Here is a 20,663-nt window from a genome sequence, read left to right as displayed (position 1 = left end):
GTCCTTCTTTTCTCGTTTCCGGAAATGATTTAACGTAAACCCGAAATCTCAAAATTTAATAGGATATCATTAATTCTACACAGCCCTCTCATCCCGGTCAACAAAAACTGCAACCGTTACATAAATGTAAGGACCTTGTAATAGGATATGCGCAGGTCTTCACCGTGTGCGACCTGCGCAAGCCCTGTTCTTATTCTTGCATCCCAAGCTCTTCTTCTACGACTTGAACAACTTTTTGACAATACTCTTCACATTGATCTTCTGTCGGTGCTTCCACCATGATTCTTACTAGTGGTTCTGTACCGGAAGGGCGCACCAGAACTCGTCCGCTGTCTCCCATTTCCTCTTCCACCGCCTGGATGGCTTCCTGGATTCGAGGATGTGTCTGCACCTTTTGCTTATCAATGACACGAACATTCTTCAGCACTTGCGGGAACTTTTCCATTTCAGCAGCAAGCTCGGAAAGCGGTTTGCCGGTCTCCTTCATGACGTTGACCAACTGAAGGGCAGAAAGCATGCCGTCTCCTGTCGTGTTGTGATCAAGGAAAATAATGTGACCAGATTGTTCCCCACCAAGGTTATAACCACCTCGGCGCATTTCTTCCATGACATAACGATCACCTACAGCCGTCTTGTCACTTTTCATGCCATTCGCTTCTACTGCTTTATAAAAGCCGAGATTACTCATGACGGTGGATACGACTGTGGAATGATTCAATGTTCCGTTGTCATTCATATGTTTCGCACAAATGTACATGATTCGATCGCCATCGACAATATTTCCTTTTTCGTCAACCGCAATTAAACGATCGCCATCACCGTCAAAAGCAAGACCTACATCCGCTTTTTTGTCTCTTACAAGATCCTGTAACAATTCAGGGTGTGTGGAACCGACTCCATCATTAATGTTCAGTCCATCCGGAGAGGAACCAATGGAGGAAATATCCGCTTCAAGATCTGCGAATAAATGGGACGCCAGGGACGAAGTTGCTCCATGGGCACAGTCAAGGGCAATGTGAATCCCTTCAAAATCATAATCAACGGTTTGTTTTAAATGCTGCAGATACTTTTGCCCGCCTTCGAAATAGTCGTTGATTTGACCAAGGTCAGCCCCTGAAGGACGCGGAAGGTCATCTTGTTCTGCATCAATCAATGCTTCGACTTCCTGTTCTTGTTCATCCGTCAGCTTGAACCCGTCCGGACCGAAAAATTTAATCCCATTATCTTCTACAGGGTTGTGGGAAGCTGAAATCATAATCCCGGCTTCTGCCTGTAAAGCTTTCGTCAAGAAGGCTACCCCAGGTGTAGAAATGACACCTAAACGCATCACTTCCGCTCCGATTGATAATAACCCGGCGGCTAGTGCACCTTCGAGCATTTCGCCTGAAATCCTCGTATCACGACCGATTAAAATCTTCGGACGCTCAACACCTTTGGTTACAACATAACCGCCATAGCGACCTAATTTAAAGGCTAGCTCTGGAGTTAGTTCTTTGTTTGCGACGCCTCGGACGCCATCCGTTCCAAAATATTTGCCCATTGTCATTCGACCTCTCTTTCTATTCTATCCATTTATCTAAGTTATTACGTTGCGGTGTACGGTTCAGGGTTGGTCTGTTTCACCGTCTCCGTCTTCCGAATCACCTTCAACGACTCCTATATCCACTTCAATCGTTTCTGGCTGAACGGATGTGACCCCTTCCGGTAGCGGAATATCCACTTCCACCGTTTGGTCTTCGGTCACTTCCGATACATCCACAGGGACTTCTGGGAGCTCCTCGATGCCATCAAGGACTTCCTTAGGACCTGAGATGGTGACTTCCTCTGTTTGCGTGCTGACAGATTCAATCAGCACCCCTTCTGTATTTCCTCCTCTTGCAGCCACATTGATCGGAACCGTTTTACTCCTTGCAGAAACCGGTACAGATACATTCACGGCCGTCGGATCTACGAGTACATTCAATTCATTCCCCTGGTTATCATAAACTTTCACCGGGGCTTCCTGATCTTCCAGAGACTCTGTTACTCCACCAACATCAATGATCGCTTTAACAGAAGCGACACGATCGATAACAGAAGATGCCCCCGTTATGGCCACACTCGAAGGCTCAAGCTCCGGTTCACCAACTTCAAGGGAACTATCCAGGTTCTTCTCGTTGATATAATCAACACTCACTTCATAATTTTCGGTTACTTTCTCTTCAATCGTCACCTCAATAATCTTGGGATCAAGTGTGACATTCAACTGGTTGGAAATACCTGAGTGCTGCAAGGACACTTCGTGTGTGCCAGGTCCCAGGCCATTTAAGTCTACAAATACTTTGAAATTCTTCTGTCTGGATACTGGGGCGACCGCAGATGTAGGGCCCTCAACGGACACCGATACTTCTTGAGGAATGCCGCTTACTACATATTCTTCGCTGTCGAACTGAATCTCCAATGGGATGTTTTCCATTACCTCCATATCAGAAGAAGACTGATCGAAGAATAAAGAATCAGAATCCATATTGTTATCCACGTTCACCGTCACCCAGAGAAGACCGGCAAGCATCAAGGATATAATGCGGATAAACCAAACACTCTTGAACCAATTATCCATTCTTCTTCCCCCTCCAGTTCCAGCTTTTTACCGCAGGGGCGGAGTAATCCAACTCTGTGCGCAGAATTTCTTCAAGTTTCACTTGATCAAGCTCGCGGTGCAGTTCACCGTTTTTAGTACAGGAGATCGCTCCTGTCTCCTCAGATACAACGATGGTCAATGCATCCGTGACCTCACTAATGCCCATGGCCGCTCTGTGCCTCGTCCCGAGTTCTTTTGAAATGAATGGGCTTTCCGAAAGGGGGAGGTAGCACGCCGCAGCTACTATTTCATCATTCTTAAGTATGACCGCTCCATCATGGAGGGGGGTATTCGGTATAAAAATATTTGTAAGAAGCTCACTCGACAAGTGGCCGCCTACGCGGATTCCCGTCTCCACATAATCTCCCATACCGGTATCTCGCTCAATTGTTATCAAAGCACCGATCCGGCGTTTCGCCATATAATTACAGGACTTGATGATGGCCTGTAACGTTTTTTCGGTGTCTTCTTCTTCTGAGGTGTTCCTGCTGAAGAAACTTCCCCGTCCCAACTGTTCTAATGCCCTTCTCAGTTCGGGCTGGAACAAAATGATTATAGCTAGGAAACCCCACGTAATTGCTTGTGACATCAGCCATCTTAAAGTGGTCAGTCCAAATAAATTACTCAATAACCATATACCCAGGATTACGAATATCCCTTTCAAAAGCTGGACCGCTTTCGTCCCCTGGATCAGCATGATTAATTTATATACAACAAACCAGACAAGGGCGATATCCACAGTAATCAAAAAATAATCTAAAACATCCAATCCCCCATCAAGCATGCCTACACTTCCTTTTAGATATAATAAACCTTAAAAATTCACATTTACCATTATATCACATAACCTTTCCCTTATATATGGAGAACATACCGGCCTGACGATTGCCCTATGTAGGGATGAATCCTTTTACTTAATAAAATGGAGAATGTCCCCATCATTTTTTTGAATGAGATTGAAATGTAATAAAACAATGTCCAAAAAATACTGTGCATATGAAGTATGTTTTTTACTCCTTTCTCTATCTGCTGTCTATGTTGAGTTCATAGTTCTCGTCTGCCTTCCGGCCTTAATTATGGTTCCCCTCTATTTCTGCCCTCCCTTCCGCCGTAAGTTTAACAGGCATTCACTGAAAAAGGATATAGGATTCTTGAACCATGAATGAGCAGAATCCCTCTTTTTTCTATCGGGAACAAGGGGGGCAACAATCAGAAATCAGAGCTTGCGAAGTCTTATTGGAATTCAGTTTCTCCGGCGTTTCATCAAAAAATACGCTATAAAAAAAGCAAGGGAGCACAGGCCCCCTTGCTTTATTCATCGGATTGAAATGAAAAGACATCATTGACTGTCTTTTTCGTATGATACCAAACCCATTCGTACACCTGGTTTACTTCTGTGAGTTCACCTGAATACGCCCGGAGGTTATTACGGTCTAGTCCATCCGCTTCGTTCCCGTCGTCTGACGTAACCTCGAGGATGTCCCCATTTATTATGGTAATGTCCCCATCGACCTTCCCATCGATTCTCAAGTCACCATTTCTCACTACGAGATCCCCGTTAACAGTAACACCCTCAGGGACGATGACCGTATGATCACGGATTTCAAGGTTCTCCTGTTTCGAAACCGTCACCTGCTGATCCTGGTTCCAGGCGGTGAATATACCGCTGAACATGAGAATAAAGAAAACAGCAGCTGCTGTAAGGAGTGGATGCTTTTGAAGCTTCCGGATGTAATTCTTTCTTTTCTTCTCCTTCGGTAAGTTGGCCATGACATTCGCCGTAAACCGGGGTGGCGCAGAAACAGGCGTCGTATTTGTAATAAGCGTGGTTGTTCTCTTTAATTCATGAAAATGATTCTGACAAGCTTGGCAGTTTTGTAAATGGTCTCTCAGTCGTCTCTCTTCATCTTTATATAAGTCACCATCTAAATACTTATGCATGAGTTCAATTGCTTCTCTCTTGCAATTCATTCCCTCTCAACTCCTTCACACATGTCGAAGCCTTTTTCTTAAGGCCTCTCTCCCTCTGTGGACCCTCGTCTTCACTGTTCCTACAGGAATATCCAACACTTCTGCAATTTCCTGTAAAGCAAGCTCATCTAAATAACGAAGGACGATGACACTCCGATATTTCGGTGGTAATGCTAATATTTCTTTATGAATATACGTTTGTAATTCAAGACTCTCCACTTCCTCTTCTGGTAGTGCCTGATCCGCCGCCAGCTGTGAATACATGTCTAACCCTTCGGTCCCCTTCACTTCTGCATCAAGATGATAATCCGGTTTCTTTTTACGGATCCGGTCGATGGACAGATTCGTGGCTATCCGATAGATCCAAGTCGAGAATTTCCTTTTTTCATCAAACGTATGGATATTCGTGTAGGCCCTAATAAAAGCCTCCTGGGCAAGGTCTTCAGCTTCATATGAGTTTCCCACCATTCGTAGACAAATATGAAAAACTTTATTCTGATAAAAAGATACAATATCTTCAAAAGCCGATTGATTGCCTTTTTTCACTTCTTTAATTTTTTGCTTAATCATGGTTTCCATCTTCTATACCTCCGCTTTACGTGCGGTCGATAACCTTTACGGATGACCTCGCCTCAAAGTTTCATAAATTTTATATTTTTTTCGCTAATATAAGTTTAACTTTTTTTAGTATCGGTTATAAAGCTGTAAATGTAAAAATTTTTTAGGAGGCCACATATTATGACGCGAGTGATTGCTTTGACAAAGGAAATCGAAGCCTGTCGTATGGAAATGACACGTTTAGCCCGTCTCCATAAATTGAGCTCGCCTGAAGTTGTGCGTGTAAGTGTGAAGTTAGATGAATTATTAAATGAATATGATGAAATAACCCATAAAAAACAGCAACCCGCCTTACAAAAAGCGGGTTACTGCTAAAATTCTTCTTTTATTTCAAGCTCTCCCCAAATAGAGAACCCATCAAACCTACCGCCACGCTGGCGGTTTTATTTTTTTCATCAAGGATAGGATTCACTTCTACAAATTCAGCCGATGTAATCATTTCTGATTGGTGAAGCATTTCCATAGCTAAATGACTTTCACGATAACTTAATCCACCCATCACAGGTGTTCCTACGCCGGGTGCATCATTTGGATCTAATCCATCAAGATCCAAACTCAAATGAACTCCATCCGTACGGTCTTTCAGATAGTCGACTGTCTCTTCCATCACCTGGGTCATCCCCATACGATCCACTTCATGCATCGTATAAACTTTAATGCCCTTTTCCTCAATTAACACTTTTTCCCCTTCATCTAATGAACGGGCACCGATGATTACAATATTCTCCGGTTTTATTTTCGGTTCATAATCATGGATACTTGTTAGTTTCTCATGTCCGATGCCAAGGCTTACAGCAAGAGGCATCCCATGAATATTACCGGAAGGAGAGCTGTCTGCCGTGTTCAGATCACCATGAGCATCATACCAAATAACGCCAAGGTTCTCATAATGTTTAGCAACACCAGCAAGAGTCCCCATTGCGATGCTATGATCTCCACCAAGAACAAGTGGGAATCGCTTGTTTTCTACGATTTCATCCACCGCTTTCGCAAGTCTTCGGCTTCCTTCGGCAATTTCATTCAAGTTGCGCAAGTTATCCTGTTTCACTTCCGTATTTTGTTTAGGACGAGGAATTTCAATATCCCCTAGATTTCAATGTCATACTTTAATTGTTCCAGACGTTCAACCATTCCTGCATAGCGGATGGCGCTCGGTCCCATGTCTACACCCCGGCGCATCTGTCCAAGGTCCATAGGTACACCTATAATGGAAAGCTGTTTATTCATCAAAGTTCCTCCTTTTTTCTCTACTATAATTGTATCCGTTTTGCTTAAGATGACTCAACTGGACATGTTTGTGCATATATATACGAAATACAGTATGAAAACGTATGTAAACATGCATGTTTACAAGGTTTGTGACCATTCATCAAATTATGGATGATCGTAATGGACATTCCGTTCCCCCATAATCTGAATCGCTCATCCGGGGCTTGAAGGATAGAAAAATACATAGGTTTCACTATCCCATACAAAAAACCTGACATCAATTTTGATGTCAGGTTCACAGAGTGGAGCCTAGCGGGATCGAACCGCTGACCTCCTGCGTGCAAAGCAGGCGCTCTCCCAGCTGAGCTAAGGCCCCGAATGGAGCGGGAGACGGGATTCGAACCCGCGACCCCCACCTTGGCAAGGTGGTGTTCTACCACTGAACTACTCCCGCATATGAAATTGAAAGATGAGCCATGAAGGATTCGAACCTTCGACCCTCTGATTAAAAGTCAGATGCTCTACCAGCTGAGCTAATGGCTCACATAAATGATTAAACTCCAGTATAACATCTATTATAAAATGGCTGGGCCAGCTGGATTCGAACCAGCGCATGACGGTACCAAAAACCGTTGCCTTACCGCTTGGCTATGGCCCAACAGTTACAAAAATAGTATATACCATCTAAAGATCATTATACAAGGCATGTTCATTTTCATAAAAAATAGCTGATCAAGGATGTCAGCCGTTCTTGTTAGAAAAATAAATGGTGGAGGGAGTAGGACTCGAACCTACGAACCCGATGGGAGCGGATTTACAGTCCGCCGCGTTTGGCCAACTTCGCTATCCCTCCACTTTCATTAAATAAGTGGTGCCGGCCAGAGGACTTGAACCCCCAACCTACTGATTACAAATCAGTTGCTCTGCCAGTTGAGCTAGGCCGGCTTATGAAAATAATGGTGGAGGATGCAGGGTTCGAACCTGCGACCCCTTGCTTGTAAGGCAAGTGCTCTCCCAGCTGAGCTAATCCTCCATTAGTGGTGACCCGTACGGGATTCGAACCCGTGTTACCGCCGTGAAAGGGCGGTGTCTTAACCACTTGACCAACGGGCCAATCGAATTAAAATTCAGAGCTTCCAGCCGGATTTGAACCGGCGACCCCTTCCTTACCATGGAAGTGCTCTACCACTGAGCTATGGAAGCAAGTGGCTCCAACGGTAGGATTCGAACCTACGACCGATCGGTTAACAGCCGATTGCTCTACCACTGAGCTACGTTGGAATAATGTACAATCATCAAAAGCATTAATAAGGAAAGAGTATCAATGTGGCGGCGTCCTACTCTCACGGGGGTAAACCCGACTACCATCGGCGCTGAAGAGCTTAACTGCTGTGTTCGGCATGGGAACAGGTGTGACCTCTTCGCCTTCACCACCACATCAATATAAAGTTTGAGGTGAACCCTCAAAACTGGATAAGGAAACATCTTTTGAAGAAACGCTTTTCACGAACACTATCATTTCGATAGATAAGTCATCGATCCATTAGTATCCGTCAGCTCCACGTGTCACCACGCTTCCACCTCGGACCTATCAACCTCATCGTCTCTGAGGGATCTTATTTGCTTAAAGCAAAGGGAAATCTCATCTCAAGGGGGGCTTCATGCTTAGATGCTTTCAGCACTTATCCCGACCACACGTAGCTACCCAGCGATGCTCCTGGCGGAACAACTGGTACACCAGCGGTGTGTCCATCCCGGTCCTCTCGTACTAAGGACAGCTCCTTTCAAATTTCCAACGCCCACGACGGATAGGGACCGAACTGTCTCACGACGTTCTGAACCCAGCTCGCGTACCGCTTTAATGGGCGAACAGCCCAACCCTTGGGACCGACTACAGCCCCAGGATGCGATGAGCCGACATCGAGGTGCCAAACCTCCCCGTCGATGTGGACTCTTGGGGGAGATAAGCCTGTTATCCCCGGGGTAGCTTTTATCCGTTGAGCGACGGCCCTTCCATGCGGAACCGCCGGATCACTAAGCCCGACTTTCGTCCCTGCTCGACTTGTAGGTCTCGCAGTCAAGCTCCCTTGTGCCTTTACACTCTGCGAATGATTTCCAACCATTCTGAGGGAACCTTTGGGCGCCTCCGTTACCTTTTGGGAGGCGACCGCCCCAGTCAAACTGCCCACCTGACACTGTCTCCGGACCGGATCACGGTCCTGGGTTAGAATGTCCGTACAGCCAGGGTAGTATCCCACCAGCGCCTCCACCGAAGCTAGCGCTCCGGCTTCTAAGGCTCCTACCTATCCTGTACAAGCTGTACCAACATTCAATATCAGGCTACAGTAAAGCTCCACGGGGTCTTTCCGTCCTGTCGCGGGTAATGTGCATCTTCACACATAGTATAATTTCACCGGGTCTCTCGTTGAGACAGTGCCCAAGTCGTTGCACCTTTCGTGCGGGTCGGAACTTACCCGACAAGGAATTTCGCTACCTTAGGACCGTTATAGTTACGGCCGCCGTTTACTGGGGCTTCGGTTCAACGCTTCGCATAAGCTAACGCATCCCCTTAACCTTCCAGCACCGGGCAGGTGTCAGCCCCTATACTTCGCCTTACGGCTTCGCAGAGACCTGTGTTTTTGGTAAACAGTCGCTTGGGCCTTTTCACTGCGGCTCCTCGGCAGAGGAGCACCCCTTCTCCCGAAGTTACGGGGTCATTTTGCCGAGTTCCTTAACGAGAGTTCTCCCGCTCACCTTAGGATCCCTCCTCGCCTACCTGTGTCGGTTTGCGGTACGGGCACCTCTTTCCTCACTAGAGGATTTTCTTGGCAGTGTGAACTCAGGAGCTTCGGTACTATATTTCCCTCCCCATCACAGCTCAACGTTGCCGGACGGATTTGCCTATCCGACCGTCTCACTGCTTGGACGCGCACATCCAGTGGCGCGCTCTCCTTATCCTCCTGCGTCCCCCCGTCGTTCAAACGGAAAGGAGGTGGTACAGGAATATCAACCTGTTGTCCATCGCCTACGCCTTTCGGCCTCGGCTTAGGTCCCGACTAACCCTGAGAGGACGAGCCTTCCTCAGGAAACCTTAGGCATTCGGTGAAAGAGATTCTCACTCTTTTTTCGCTACTCATACCGGCATTCTCACTTCTAAGCGCTCCACCAGTCCTTACGGTCTGACTTCACGGCCCTTAGAACGCTCTCCTACCACTGATCATAAGATCAATCCGCAGCTTCGGTGGTGTGTTTAGCCCCGGTACATTTTCGGCGCAGAGTCACTCGACCAGTGAGCTATTACGCACTCTTTGAATGATGGCTGCTTCTAAGCCAACATCCTGGTTGTCTAAGCAACTCCACATCCTTTTCCACTTAACACACACTTTGGGACCTTAGCTGGCGGTCTGGGCTGTTTCCCTCTCGACCATGAACCTTATCACCCACGGTCTGACTCCCAGAACAAAGTCGATGGCATTCGGAGTTTGACTGAATTCGGTAACCCGATAGGGGCCCCTCGTCCAATCAGTGCTCTACCTCCATGACTTTCTATTCTGAGGCTAGCCCTAAAGCTATTTCGGAGAGAACCAGCTATCTCCGTGTTCGATTGGCATTTCACCCCTACCCACACCTCATCCCCGTAATTTTCAACTTACGTGGGTTCGGGCCTCCAGTCAGTGTTACCTGACCTTCACCCTGGACATGGGTAGATCACACGGTTTCGGGTCTACGACCGCATACTCACTCGCCCTATTCAGACTCGCTTTCGCTGCGGCTCCGCTTCTGCTGCTTAACCTCGCATACGGTCGTAACTCGCCGGTTCATTCTACAAAAGGCACGCCGTCACCCATTAACGGGCTCCGACTACTTGTAGGCACACGGTTTCAGGTTCTCTTTCACTCCCCTTCCGGGGTGCTTTTCACCTTTCCCTCACGGTACTGGTTCACTATCGGTCACTAGGGAGTATTTAGCCTTGGGAGATGGTCCTCCCGGATTCCGACGGAATTCCTCGTGTTCCGCCGTACTCAGGATCCACTCCGGAGAGAGAAAGATTTCGACTACAGGGCTGTTACCTGCTCTGGCTGATCGTTCCAGATCGATTCGCCTATCTTCCTCTTTGGTAACTCCAATGGAGTGTCCTACAACCCCAGAAAGCAAGCTTTCTGGTTTGGGCTGATTCCGTTTCGCTCGCCGCTACTTGGGAAATCGCGTTTGCTTTTTCTTCCTCCGGGTACTTAGATGTTTCAGTTCCCCGGGTGTGCCTTCCTATACCTATGGATTCAGTATAGGATGCTGTCCCATTACGAACAGCGGGTTTCCCCATTCGGAAATCTCCGGTTCAAAGCCTACTTACGGCTCGCCGGAGCATATCGGTGTTAGTCCCGTCCTTCATCGGCTCCTAGTACCAAGGCATCCACCGTGCGCCCTTATTCACTTAACTATCTTCGTGAAAAGACGTTTACAATTTCAATTAGATGTCTTGTCATCAATTGCCTCATCGTTAGATGAAACAATGATTCCTTATCCAGTTTTCAAGGTTCACGCCCTTATTCAGGGTTGAATATAAAACACAAAATAGATTCTTGTGTTTAAGTGTTGCATTTAAATGGTGGAGCCTAGCGGGATCGAACCGCTGACCTCCTGCGTGCAAAGCAGGCGCTCTCCCAGCTGAGCTAAGGCCCCATTTTGAATGGTGGGCCTGAGTGGACTTGAACCACCGACCTCACGCTTATCAGGCGTGCGCTCTGACCAACTGAGCTACAGGCCCATCCAAATGAAGGAAGATCATATTTTCATAGTTTGATCTCTCAAAACTGAACAACCAACACAGTACGTTTCCGTAATATCCTTAGAAAGGAGGTGATCCAGCCGCACCTTCCGATACGGCTACCTTGTTACGACTTCACCCCAATCATTGGCCCCACCTTCGGCGGCTGGCTCCAAAAAGGTTACCTCACCGACTTCGGGTGTTGCCAACTCTCGTGGTGTGACGGGCGGTGTGTACAAGGCCCGGGAACGTATTCACCGCGGCATGCTGATCCGCGATTACTAGCGATTCCGGCTTCATGCAGGCGAGTTGCAGCCTGCAATCCGAACTGAGAATGGTTTTATGGGATTTGCTACACCTCGCGGCTTCGCTGCCCTTTGTACCATCCATTGTAGCACGTGTGTAGCCCAGGTCATAAGGGGCATGATGATTTGACGTCATCCCCGCCTTCCTCCGGTTTGTCACCGGCAGTCACCTTAGAGTGCCCAACTGAATGCTGGCAACTAAGATTAGGGGTTGCGCTCGTTGCGGGACTTAACCCAACATCTCACGACACGAGCTGACGACAACCATGCACCACCTGTCACTTGGTCCCCGAAGGGAAATCCCTATCTCTAGGGAGGTCCAAGGATGTCAAGACCTGGTAAGGTTCTTCGCGTTGCTTCGAATTAAACCACATGCTCCACCGCTTGTGCGGGCCCCCGTCAATTCCTTTGAGTTTCAGCCTTGCGGCCGTACTCCCCAGGCGGAGTGCTTAATGCGTTAACTTCAGCACTAAGGGGTGGAAGCCCCCTAACACCTAGCACTCATCGTTTACGGCGTGGACTACCAGGGTATCTAATCCTGTTTGCTACCCACGCTTTCGCACCTCAGCGTCAGAAACAGACCAGAGAGTCGCCTTCGCCACTGGTGTTCCTCCACATATCTACGCATTTCACCGCTACACGTGGAATTCCACTCTCCTCTTCTGTCCTCAAGTTCCCCAGTTTCCAATGACCCTCCACGGTTGAGCCGTGGGCTTTCACATCAGACTTAAGGAACCGCCTGCGCGCGCTTTACGCCCAATAATTCCGGACAACGCTTGCCCCCTACGTATTACCGCGGCTGCTGGCACGTAGTTAGCCGGGGCTTCCTCGTTAGGTACCGTCAAGGTACCGCTCTATTCGCACGGTACTTGTTCTTCCCTAACAACAGAACTTTACGATCCGAAGACCTTCATCGTTCACGCGGCGTTGCTCCGTCAGACTTTCGTCCATTGCGGAAGATTCCCTACTGCTGCCTCCCGTAGGAGTCTGGGCCGTGTCTCAGTCCCAGTGTGGCCGATCACCCTCTCAGGTCGGCTACGCATCGTCGCCTTGGTGAGCCGTTACCTCACCAACTAGCTAATGCGCCGCGGGCCCATCTGTAAGTGATAGCGAGAAGCCATCTTTCAACTTTCCTTCATGCGAAAGAAAGTATTACCCGGCATTAGCCCCGGTTTCCCGGGGTTATTCCGATCTTACAGGCAGGTTGCCCACGTGTTACTCACCCGTCCGCCGCTCGTTCCACGAGCTTCACCCCGAAGGAATCGCTCGCTTCCCGCGCTCGACTTGCATGTATTAGGCACGCCGCCAGCGTTCGTCCTGAGCCAGGATCAAACTCTCCATAAAAGTTAAGTTTGACTTGCTCATTTGCACACCGAATGTGCTTTGTTTCAAATCTCTTCTATAAAAGAAGAAATGTTTTGACGTACTGGTTGGTTCGTTCAGTTTTCAAAGATCAAAATGTTGTTTGCCGCTTTGTCAGCGACTTAATCATCTTATCACTTCCAGTTGTTGGTGTCAACAACTTTTTTGTGATTTTTTCGGTGTCGTTTTGGCGACATTTAATAATTTATCATGCCTGCCTCGCAGTGTCAATAACTTTTTGAAACAAGTTTTATCGATGTGTCTGCGTTGTTTTGTTTTTCCGACAACGTTTAATAATATAGCATAGGCTTAAAAAGAAAAGCAATGCTTTTTATGAAATTCCTTTTGTTTTTTTTACGTTAACGATCAACATAGGAAAAACCCTGATCAATACTTCAGGGTTTCTTCATCATTGGGTCTCATTATAGATAAACAGTAGTCATTATTGCTTTAGTTTTGTTTTTTCTTACGGGGCATATATTGAAGACACTCTTCTCTTGTCGCAAACCGTCGGAAGATTTGGAACAGCACTTCGTATCTTTCTTCCATAGCCCTCTTGAGTCCCTGGTCAATTCTATGGTCTCCGAGATTCGAACGTGATTTCTTCCATTTCTCTTTTCAGCAGATATTCAATTTCACGACGTTCTTGTTCATTAATCATTAAACCGTGCATCTTCATGGACCTCCCTTAAACAACTCTCTATATTTTTACCCTAATTTCTCTCCTTTTAGCATAGGTTGTCCTTTTTTTCATATGTATAGAACATATTGGAAGGAAGGTGAATGGTACGATGAGTTTCTACAGTTGGAAGGCTGAGCAGATGAAACGTTATGGTGTCGTCGTGGCTTTGGCATTTTTTTGTGCCCTAATGCTATGGATTGGACAATGGAGTCAGCTCCCCGTCTTTTCCAATGAAGGCGAGCCACGTGCATTGACCCAGGGCAGTGATGAAAATTCCAATGTCGCCCTGACATTTAATATAAGCTGGGGGACAGAAAAGGTTCACGATGTTTTGAAACAGCTGGAAGCTCACAAAGCTCAGGCTACTTTTTTCGTCACAGGGGAATGGGCAGAGCGTCACCCTGATATTATAAAAGCCATTCACGATGGAAATCATGAAATCGGAATGATGGGCTATCAATATGAAAGTTACCTTGAACGGAAGCCCGCTCAAGTTCAACAAGACTTGAACGAGGCGAAGGAAGCTTTTGAAAAATTGGGCTTTGAGGAAATCAAATGGATCCGCCCGCCTCATGGACATATGGATAAAGATATTTTAAAAATGGTGGAAAATGAGGGAATGCAGGCCGTGCAATGGAGCATTAATACACGGGATTGGGAGAATCCGGGAACCAATACGATCATCGACACGGTTTTAAACAACGGGGCAGAGGGGGATATAATTTTGATGCATGCTTCTGACTCCGTAAAACAGACAGCAAAAGCACTGGAAGTCATCCTCCCAGGACTTAAACAAAAAGGGTTGAAACTTGTCAATATCACAGAATTGGTGAGTGGCGGAGAATCAGAAACAACGCAAATTGATTAACCACAACTTTTTAGAATACAAAAAAACCACCGACGGGCGGTGGTTTTTTTCATGAAGCAGCTTTTTCTGCAGAGTTTGTTAAACGGTGAAGCAGAATCAGTTGGTAGGCATTACATATAAATAACGGAATAATCATTAACCATACATAATCGCTCCCCTGAGCCCTTAAGGCCGGAACCCATTCGACACTCGTGACTACTACCATGAAGAATAAAGCGGGGATAAAGGCGTGCCACTTTGTTTCTTTGGCTTTTATGTAGGAGACGATGGCGGAAAGTATAAGTAAACCTATAGCTGTCCATAAAAACGGCCATATGGACGAACCTTCCCCTGCTTGATATCTGAAATAAACAAGATCAAAAAGCGTAAATGCAATTAAAAATACTTGGACAGGCGTCCAAAAAGATCGGAAAACTCCTTTCCCGAACTGGTTTACTGTCAAATAAGCAAAGAATCCCATTTGACTAATGACACTGAATATAAAACCTAGGCCTGAGAAAAATAACAACAAACCAAAGAGCTCGAAGAATTGGAATGGATCCAATACGTCGGCATATGAATCATATTTAAAAATGAAGCTGAGGATTAATGTCGTTAAACCACCAATCCATAAGGTTGATAAAAACAACCTTACCCACTTACGACTATTCACGAAAGTTCCCCCTATTATTCAAAAGACTTTTCCACCGTATTTTACCACGAACTCGCGCTTTTTTCCTCCAGCACTCGTATAATTTCCGGCGAATCGCAGATAGTAAACGTAAGGAGAACTTATGAAAGGGGACATCCAAAATGTCCAAACTCCGATGGTTAGGTCCTGTCCTGATCCTTGTACTTTTAACCGCGTGCAGCGGCTCATCCAGTGCAAGTGAACAGACGGATTATGATACAACGAAAAAAATGATCGTTGATATTCTTAAGTCTGACGACGGGAAAAAAGCAATGACCGAAGTTCTTTCTGATGAAAAAATGCAGCAATCGATGGCTTTGGAATCTGAAGTTGTTTCACAGGCCGTCCAAAAGACGCTCGTATCAGAAGAAGGCAAAGCTTTTTGGAGTAAATTGTTCTCCGACCCGAAGTTCGTTCAAGAATTCAGTAAGGTCCTTGAAGATCAGCAGAAAAAGCTGATGAAAGGTCTGATGAAAGATGCTGAATATCAGAAATTGATGATTGAGCTCTATAAAAACCCCGAAATGATGAAAGAAATGGTTACAGTCATGGAAGGGCAGCAATTCCGTTCACACTTAGAGAAAACCATTGAGGAAACGTTGAACAGCCCGGTTTTCCAAGCGAAAATGAGTGAAACCTTATTGAAAGCAGCGGAAAAAATGCAAAGTGGCAGCGGGGGTAGTTCTGAATCCTCAGGTGAAGGCGGACAAAGCAGCGAAGAACAGTCCGGCAGCAGCAGTGGAGACGGAGAAAAAAGTCAGCAGAATTAAAGAAACACGCACTTCTATTTTGAGAAGTGCGTGTTTTTCATTAATATTTATCGATAACTTTTGCGGCCATGTTTCGATAGATGACGCCGATTGGATGATCAGATTGATACACGGACGGTGCGAAAACATCTTCTTCCTCATAAGGCTGCTGAAGCGGCACATGTCCGAGGACTCCTGTCTGTAGAGTATCGGCAAGCTTCACGCCGCCACCTCTACCAAAGACGAATTCTTTATTCCCTGTCTCTTTACTTTCGAAATACGCCATGTTTTCAACAACACCAAGAATTTCATGGTCTGTCTTTAATGCCATTTGGCCAGCACGGGCAGCTACGAATGCAGCTGTTGGATGCGGGGTCGTTACGATAATCTCTTTAGAAGACGGAAGCATGGAATGAACGTCCAATGCGACATCACCTGTTCCCGGCGGCAGATCAAGAAGAAGGTAATCGAGATCGCCCCATTCCACTTCTTTAAAGAAGCTCGTCAGCATCTTCCCAAGCATAGGACCACGCCAAATAATAGGAGAATTGTCTTCTACGAAGAAGCCCATGGAAACAAGCTTAACCCCAAACCTTTCAACAGGGATGATCTTCTCCCCTCGGACGACCGGGCGCTCTTCCACCCCCATCATATCAGGTACACTGAATCCATAAATGTCTGCATCAATGATACCGACTTTTTTACCTAGGCGCGTCAAGGCTACAGCAAGGTTCACGGTCACCGTTGATTTGCCCACGCCGCCTTTACCACTGGCGATTGAAATGAATTTCGTCCCGGTATTCCCGCCAAGTAATGATGCTTCTTGTTCCTGCTCCGCTTCAGGCTGGAACCTTTCAAGCACTTCGTCAGGAAGCTGATCAAAGCGTAGACCGACGGTAGCCGCTCCTCCGCTTTTCAGTTCATTGACGATTTTTTGCTGCAGTTCCATCTGTTCAGCTGTATTCGTCTTTCCGATCAGAATTTTTACGCTGACATGGTTCTTTTCTTCTTTAATTTTTATCTCTTCAACTCCACCGGTTTCTTCCAACGTTTTATGTAAAAACGGGTCTTCAATCGAATGGAGGATTTCTAGTACTTTTCCTTCTGTCAACAAGCCGGTTCACCATCCTTAGAAAAATGTTTCACTACGGCTAGTATAACATACATGAAACGCTTTCTAAGTGATATGCTTGAATCAGTCTTCCGAAGGAATTTCTCTTTCTGTTACATAACGGAGCACGCCCTGATAAATAGAGGCGGACATTTGTCTTTGATAATCATCATCCTTTAACCGTTCCCGTTCTCCAGGATTTGACAGGAAGCCAGCTTCAACCAATACCCCAGGAGCTTTGGCATGTTTAAGAATATAAATGTTGGAAAGACCAAAAGCGCCCCATCCGTATTCCCTACATTCTCTTTGATTTCTGATTGAATAAACGTGGCCAAGGTTTTACTTTCCTCGTTTTTCGGATAATAAAAAGTCTGAGCTCCGCTCCATTTCTCAGAAGGAATAGCATTTAAATGTATGCTGATGTATAAATCCGCTTCTTTTTCTTCGATGTACTGCACCCTGTTCCGTACATCCTCCGCCTGCCTGCGCCGTGCCCTTTCTGCTTCATCCGAGGCGAGATCATTATCGTCATCACGTGTCAAGTACACAAGGGCACCCGCCTGTTGCAAATAATCACGAAGATACTCCGCCAGCTGCAGGGTGATGACTTTTTCTTCTGTCCCATCTTTGCCGGAAGCTCCTGCATCAGGGCCACCATGACCTGGGTCTAATACAATGACTTTTCCAGACAGAGGGGATGACCATACGGTCCAGGCATCTTTTGCTTCCTGAATCGGGTAAGAAACCGCGCATACCAATACAATAATCCCCGCCAACCATATAAATGTTTTCAACCTTGGTTTTCGCATCCCTCACACTCCCTTTTACTCCTCCCTTCCCACTATATGGGACAAGAAGGGGAAATATGTGAAGGTGTGAGGGGCATCATCATCCGTTATCGAAAACATAGAGACGAATGCGATTTTGCGAAGGATCCATTGTATAAAACACTCCATCTTCCTCCTCGACTGGAGCCCCCATCACCCGGATTCTCATAACCGCTTCTCCGAGGGATACAGCGTCCGGGTATTGAATATCAAACCATTTCAATCCGAGTTCGCTTCTTCCTGGTGCCGGAGCACCGACGCCTTTCCACGTATTAAGCCCTATATGATGGTGGTAGCCCGCTGTCGATATAAATAAAGCCTGATTGCCGAAGCGGTTGACGACATCAAACCCGAGGCCCTCACAGTAAAACCGCTCCGCTTCTTCCAAATCAGCAACGTGAAGATGAACATGACCCATGATCGTACGTTCCGGAAGACTGAACCAGCCATCGTTTGTCCCAAAGTAGAACAAATGATCAAAGTCCAGCGGGTCGACGGTCATCTTAACTTCATTTCCGGTCCATTGCCATAACGAAGAGGGCCGGTCGATATACACTTCGATTCCATTTCCATCAGGATCGGAGAAATAAATAGCTTCACTGACGAAGTGGTCCGCCGAGGCCAACGGGATGTTGTTCCTGGACAAATGTTTGACCAAGTCAGCAAGATCAGCCTTTTCGGGTAATAGGAGAGCAAAATGATACAATCCTGTTGCCTTTCGCTCAGGGGGAAATGCCTCAGAAGCGTCTTCCAGATGGAGTAGCGGTCTCCCTTCTCCTCCACTCAAAGAGACGTGACCTTCCGCCCCCTTCCATTTTTGAAAACCTAATATTTTCGTATAGAATTCAACAGAATGCTCCAGATCCTTAACCTTCAACGTGATTTGCGTGACATGGGCGTTCTCTATTTGATGAAAAAGCATCTCAAACCCTCCATTCTTTCTCTTCAGTATACAAAAACAGGCAGCGGATCTGCACCCATATGTGCTCCCACCCTGTCTGCCATGATCCAGCCCTCTTTTTTCGTTCAGCATTTCAAAAGTTAAAAAAAAGACTCTCAACCGAGTCGGTTGAGAGTCTTTTGTATAAGCATCGATTAACGCTTGGAGAATTGTGGAGCGCGACGAGCACCTTTAAGACCGTATTTCTTACGCTCTTTCATACGTGCGTCACGAGTCAATAGACCAGCGCGTTTCAATGGTGTACGGTATTCAGGATCCGCTTTTAACAATGCACGAGCGATTCCGTGACGGATTGCACCAGCTTGTCCTGTGAATCCACCGCCATCTACGTTTACATATACATCATAGTTACCTTCTGTTTCTGTAACAGCTAGAGGCTGTTTCAGAATCATACGAAGCGTTTCATATGGGAAAAAGTCTTCAGCATCACGTTTGTTTACTACTACACGACCAGTTCCTGGAACGAGACGTACACGAGCTGTTGAGCTCTTACGACGACCAGTACCTGTGTATTGTACTTGTGCCACTAAGATTACCTCCTTTAATTATCCGCGAAGTTCGTAAACTTCTGGTTTTTGTGCTTCATGTTTGTGTTCAGCGCCAGCGTAAACATGAAGTTTCTTGCCCATTTTACGTCCAAGACTTCCTTTTGGAAGCATACCTTTTACAGCAAGCTCTAGCATCTGCTCAGGGTATTTCGTACGCATTTCGTTAGCCGTACGGGATTTCAGACCACCTACGTGGTTAGAGTGACGATAATAGATCTTATCGTTAATTTTGTTACCTGTAAGTTGGATCTCACCTGCATTGATGATGATAACGTGATCACCTGTATCAACGTGTGGTGTGTATGTTGGTTTATTCTTACCGCGAAGGATCGCAGCAACTTCGCTCGCTAAACGGCCAAGTGTTTGCCCTGCAGCATCCACAACATACCATTTACGTTCAACGTTGTTTTCATTTGCCATGAAAGTTGTGCGCATATCGGTTTCCCTCCTGAAATGTTTGATTTCTCATAGACTTCGTTACTACTTTATCATTTATCTCAAATACGATTAGTTTTCCGGGGCTAACCGTGGTACAGAAATAAAATGCCATAGAATATAATATAACACCTTGTAACTAAATGTCAAGGGCATGTACACCTGGATTCGTTGTTTTTTTGAAAGAGAGGATTGCCGGAACACTTTCTTCTCTCCTAGTAGAAGACTTCCCAAAGGAATAACCCTTGTGGGGGTGCAGTTTTCCCTGCTTCTATACGGCTTTTTGCAGCTATGATCCGTTTGATATCTTCAGGTTCACGTTCCTTCCTTCCGATTTCCAAAAGCGTACCCACAAGAATCCTCACCATATTGTACAGGAAACCAGAGCCCTTGAATACAAATAGTATGTCTTGCCCTTCTCTCAAAACATCCGCTTGGTGAATCGTCCGTACTTTAGTCCCTTTAATATCTGTCTTCGGTGAACAAAACGATGTGAAGTCATGTTCCCCTTCAAGATAACGGCAGGCTTCTTTCATATGTGCAAGATCTAATTCCGCCCGTACATGATACGTATAATGGCGGCGGAAGATATCAAGGTCCTTTCCGTTATATACATAGTAACGATACTCTTTCCCTACGGCGTCGTAACGTGAGTGGAATTGCTGGGAGACTGATTCTGCAGTAAGAACCTGAATATCCTCCGGCAGCAGAGAGCTTAATGCCCGCTTCCAATTGGATGCTGGAATATGGAGAGGTGTATCAAAATGGATGACCTGGCCAATTGCATGCACCCGTGCATCCGTTCTACCAGAGGCAGCTACTTTGACCTGTTCTCCTTTATGCATTTTCCTCAACGCTTTTTCCAGCTCGGCCTGGATTGTATCGCCATTAGGCTGAACTTGATAACCGGCGTAATTCGTTCCATCGTAACGGATGACCATACGGATTCTATTCATACATTG

General features: G+C 46.2%; 14 protein-coding genes, 12 tRNA genes, 3 rRNA genes and 2 pseudogenes. 3 read left to right on the top strand and 28 right to left on the bottom strand.

The window, feature by feature from the left end; genetic code table 11:
- Positions 1-190: 190 nt before the first annotated feature.
- The 5 genes from glmM to sigW form a co-directional block, all read right to left on the bottom strand.
- Positions 191-1,540 (bottom strand): phosphoglucosamine mutase, encoded by a 1,350-nt coding sequence (gene glmM / locus ACXADE_RS00830; protein WP_474982168.1) that lies wholly within the window; start codon positions 1,538-1,540, stop codon positions 191-193.
- Between the two features lie 63 nt (positions 1,541-1,603).
- Positions 1,604-2,599 carry a CdaR family protein gene (locus tag ACXADE_RS00825; protein ID WP_474978625.1) on the bottom strand — a complete coding sequence of 332 codons (996 nt, stop codon included), beginning with the start codon at positions 2,597-2,599 and terminating at the stop codon, positions 1,604-1,606.
- Complete coding sequence (gene cdaA / locus ACXADE_RS00820) at positions 2,592-3,404, bottom strand: diadenylate cyclase CdaA (RefSeq protein ID WP_474978624.1); 813 nt, start codon at positions 3,402-3,404, stop codon at positions 2,592-2,594. The genes ACXADE_RS00825 and cdaA overlap by 8 nt, the downstream gene beginning before the upstream one ends.
- Before the next feature lie 527 nt (positions 3,405-3,931).
- Positions 3,932-4,591, bottom strand: a complete 660-nt coding sequence (locus tag ACXADE_RS00815; RefSeq protein ID WP_474978623.1) for a zf-HC2 domain-containing protein — start codon at positions 4,589-4,591, stop codon at positions 3,932-3,934.
- A gap of 15 nt (positions 4,592-4,606) precedes the next feature.
- A complete protein-coding gene (sigW, locus tag ACXADE_RS00810) occupies positions 4,607-5,170 on the bottom strand; it encodes an RNA polymerase sigma factor SigW (protein ID WP_474978622.1) in 564 nt (187 codons plus the stop codon).
- Between the two features lie 159 nt (positions 5,171-5,329).
- Here sigW and ACXADE_RS00805 point away from each other — a divergent pair, with 159 nt between their 5' ends.
- Positions 5,330-5,524: an aspartyl-phosphate phosphatase Spo0E family protein gene (locus ACXADE_RS00805; RefSeq protein WP_474978621.1), complete on the top strand. Its 195-nt coding sequence runs from the start codon at positions 5,330-5,332 to the stop codon at positions 5,522-5,524.
- A gap of 10 nt (positions 5,525-5,534) precedes the next feature.
- On the opposite strand, the pseudogene rocF reads toward ACXADE_RS00805, so the two are convergent.
- From rocF to ACXADE_RS00725, 16 genes and pseudogenes are all read right to left on the bottom strand, one after another.
- Positions 5,535-6,436: pseudogene (rocF, locus tag ACXADE_RS00800) on the bottom strand (arginase).
- Between the two features lie 285 nt (positions 6,437-6,721).
- Positions 6,722-6,794 (bottom strand) — tRNA-Ala (locus ACXADE_RS00795).
- Between the two features lie 3 nt (positions 6,795-6,797).
- Positions 6,798-6,872 (bottom strand) — tRNA-Gly (locus ACXADE_RS00790).
- Between the two features lie 16 nt (positions 6,873-6,888).
- A tRNA-Lys gene (locus ACXADE_RS00785) sits at positions 6,889-6,961 on the bottom strand.
- Positions 6,962-7,001: 40 nt separating this feature from the next.
- A tRNA-Gln gene (locus tag ACXADE_RS00780) sits at positions 7,002-7,076 on the bottom strand.
- Positions 7,077-7,185: 109 nt separating this feature from the next.
- Positions 7,186-7,271 (bottom strand) — tRNA-Tyr (locus ACXADE_RS00775).
- 16 nt (positions 7,272-7,287) lie between these two features.
- Positions 7,288-7,363 (bottom strand) — tRNA-Thr (locus ACXADE_RS00770).
- A gap of 12 nt (positions 7,364-7,375) precedes the next feature.
- A tRNA-Val gene (locus ACXADE_RS00765) sits at positions 7,376-7,451 on the bottom strand.
- A 5-nt stretch (positions 7,452-7,456) separates the two neighbouring features.
- A tRNA-Glu gene (locus ACXADE_RS00760) sits at positions 7,457-7,531 on the bottom strand.
- An 18-nt stretch (positions 7,532-7,549) separates the two neighbouring features.
- A tRNA-Thr gene (locus tag ACXADE_RS00755) sits at positions 7,550-7,621 on the bottom strand.
- A gap of 3 nt (positions 7,622-7,624) precedes the next feature.
- Positions 7,625-7,699, bottom strand: a tRNA-Asn gene (locus ACXADE_RS00750).
- A 43-nt stretch (positions 7,700-7,742) separates the two neighbouring features.
- Positions 7,743-7,856, bottom strand: a 5S ribosomal RNA gene (gene rrf, locus ACXADE_RS00745).
- 85 nt (positions 7,857-7,941) lie between these two features.
- Positions 7,942-10,856, bottom strand: a 23S ribosomal RNA gene (locus tag ACXADE_RS00740).
- Between the two features lie 166 nt (positions 10,857-11,022).
- Positions 11,023-11,098: transfer RNA gene (locus tag ACXADE_RS00735), tRNA-Ala, on the bottom strand.
- Positions 11,099-11,106: 8 nt separating this feature from the next.
- Positions 11,107-11,183: transfer RNA gene (locus ACXADE_RS00730), tRNA-Ile, on the bottom strand.
- Positions 11,184-11,268: 85 nt separating this feature from the next.
- A 16S ribosomal RNA gene (locus tag ACXADE_RS00725) occupies positions 11,269-12,832 on the bottom strand.
- Together the 16S, 23S and 5S rRNA genes with 12 tRNA genes alongside form the textbook arrangement of a ribosomal RNA operon.
- A gap of 809 nt (positions 12,833-13,641) precedes the next feature.
- Here ACXADE_RS00725 and ACXADE_RS00720 point away from each other — a divergent pair.
- Positions 13,642-14,400, top strand: coding sequence for a polysaccharide deacetylase family protein (locus tag ACXADE_RS00720; protein ID WP_474978620.1), 759 nt, complete (start codon positions 13,642-13,644; stop codon positions 14,398-14,400).
- 49 nt (positions 14,401-14,449) lie between these two features.
- Here the strand turns inward: ACXADE_RS00720 and ACXADE_RS00715 are convergent, their stop codons facing one another.
- Positions 14,450-15,052, bottom strand: a complete 603-nt coding sequence (locus ACXADE_RS00715) for a KinB-signaling pathway activation protein (RefSeq protein ID WP_474978619.1) — start codon at positions 15,050-15,052, stop codon at positions 14,450-14,452.
- Between the two features lie 140 nt (positions 15,053-15,192).
- Here ACXADE_RS00715 and gerD point away from each other — a divergent pair, with 140 nt between their 5' ends.
- The gene (gene gerD, locus ACXADE_RS00710; protein WP_474978618.1) at positions 15,193-15,840 is read left to right on the top strand and encodes a spore germination lipoprotein GerD; all 648 of its coding nucleotides are present in this window, start codon (positions 15,193-15,195) and stop codon (positions 15,838-15,840) included.
- 40 nt (positions 15,841-15,880) lie between these two features.
- Here the strand turns inward: gerD and ACXADE_RS00705 are convergent, their stop codons facing one another.
- The 6 genes and pseudogenes from ACXADE_RS00705 to truA form a co-directional block, all read right to left on the bottom strand.
- Positions 15,881-16,933: an Mrp/NBP35 family ATP-binding protein gene (locus ACXADE_RS00705; RefSeq protein ID WP_474978617.1), complete on the bottom strand. Its 1,053-nt coding sequence runs from the start codon at positions 16,931-16,933 to the stop codon at positions 15,881-15,883.
- Between the two features lie 81 nt (positions 16,934-17,014).
- Positions 17,015-17,739 (bottom strand): annotated as a pseudogene (gene cwlD / locus ACXADE_RS00700) (N-acetylmuramoyl-L-alanine amidase CwlD).
- 79 nt (positions 17,740-17,818) lie between these two features.
- Positions 17,819-18,679 carry a VOC family protein gene (locus tag ACXADE_RS00695; protein ID WP_474978616.1) on the bottom strand — a complete coding sequence of 287 codons (861 nt, stop codon included), beginning with the start codon at positions 18,677-18,679 and terminating at the stop codon, positions 17,819-17,821.
- 173 nt (positions 18,680-18,852) lie between these two features.
- A complete protein-coding gene (rpsI, locus tag ACXADE_RS00690) occupies positions 18,853-19,245 on the bottom strand; it encodes a 30S ribosomal protein S9 (RefSeq protein ID WP_474965735.1) in 393 nt (130 codons plus the stop codon).
- 18 nt (positions 19,246-19,263) lie between these two features.
- On the bottom strand, positions 19,264-19,701 hold the full coding sequence (gene rplM / locus ACXADE_RS00685; protein WP_075038156.1) for a 50S ribosomal protein L13: 438 nt from the start codon (positions 19,699-19,701) through the stop codon (positions 19,264-19,266).
- Between the two features lie 215 nt (positions 19,702-19,916).
- Entirely contained in the window at positions 19,917-20,657 is a 741-nt protein-coding gene (gene truA, locus ACXADE_RS00680) for a tRNA pseudouridine(38-40) synthase TruA (protein ID WP_474978615.1), read from the bottom strand.
- Positions 20,658-20,663 lie beyond the last annotated feature (6 nt).

The sequence above is a fragment of the Halobacillus sp. ABR2_026 genome, assembly GCF_056158545.1.
Note: the sequence above shows the minus strand (reverse complement) of the source record. Positions and strands in the feature narration are given on the sequence as shown.

Coding starts and splice junctions, on each gene's coding strand:
- glmM (WP_474982168.1), bottom strand. CDS start 1,540: ATGGGCAAATATTTTGGAACGGATGGCGTCCGAGGCGTCGCAAACAAA.
- ACXADE_RS00825 (WP_474978625.1), bottom strand. CDS start 2,599: ATGGATAATTGGTTCAAGAGTGTTTGGTTTATCCGCATTATATCCTTG.
- cdaA (WP_474978624.1), bottom strand. CDS start 3,404: ATGCTTGATGGGGGATTGGATGTTTTAGATTATTTTTTGATTACTGTG.
- ACXADE_RS00815 (WP_474978623.1), bottom strand. CDS start 4,591: ATGAATTGCAAGAGAGAAGCAATTGAACTCATGCATAAGTATTTAGAT.
- sigW (WP_474978622.1), bottom strand. CDS start 5,170: ATGGAAACCATGATTAAGCAAAAAATTAAAGAAGTGAAAAAAGGCAAT.
- ACXADE_RS00805 (WP_474978621.1), top strand. CDS start 5,330: ATGACGCGAGTGATTGCTTTGACAAAGGAAATCGAAGCCTGTCGTATG.
- ACXADE_RS00720 (WP_474978620.1), top strand. CDS start 13,642: ATGAGTTTCTACAGTTGGAAGGCTGAGCAGATGAAACGTTATGGTGTC.
- gerD (WP_474978618.1), top strand. CDS start 15,193: ATGTCCAAACTCCGATGGTTAGGTCCTGTCCTGATCCTTGTACTTTTA.
- ACXADE_RS00695 (WP_474978616.1), bottom strand. CDS start 18,679: ATGCTTTTTCATCAAATAGAGAACGCCCATGTCACGCAAATCACGTTG.
- rplM (WP_075038156.1), bottom strand. CDS start 19,701: ATGCGCACAACTTTCATGGCAAATGAAAACAACGTTGAACGTAAATGG.
- truA (WP_474978615.1), bottom strand. CDS start 20,657: ATGAATAGAATCCGTATGGTCATCCGTTACGATGGAACGAATTACGCC.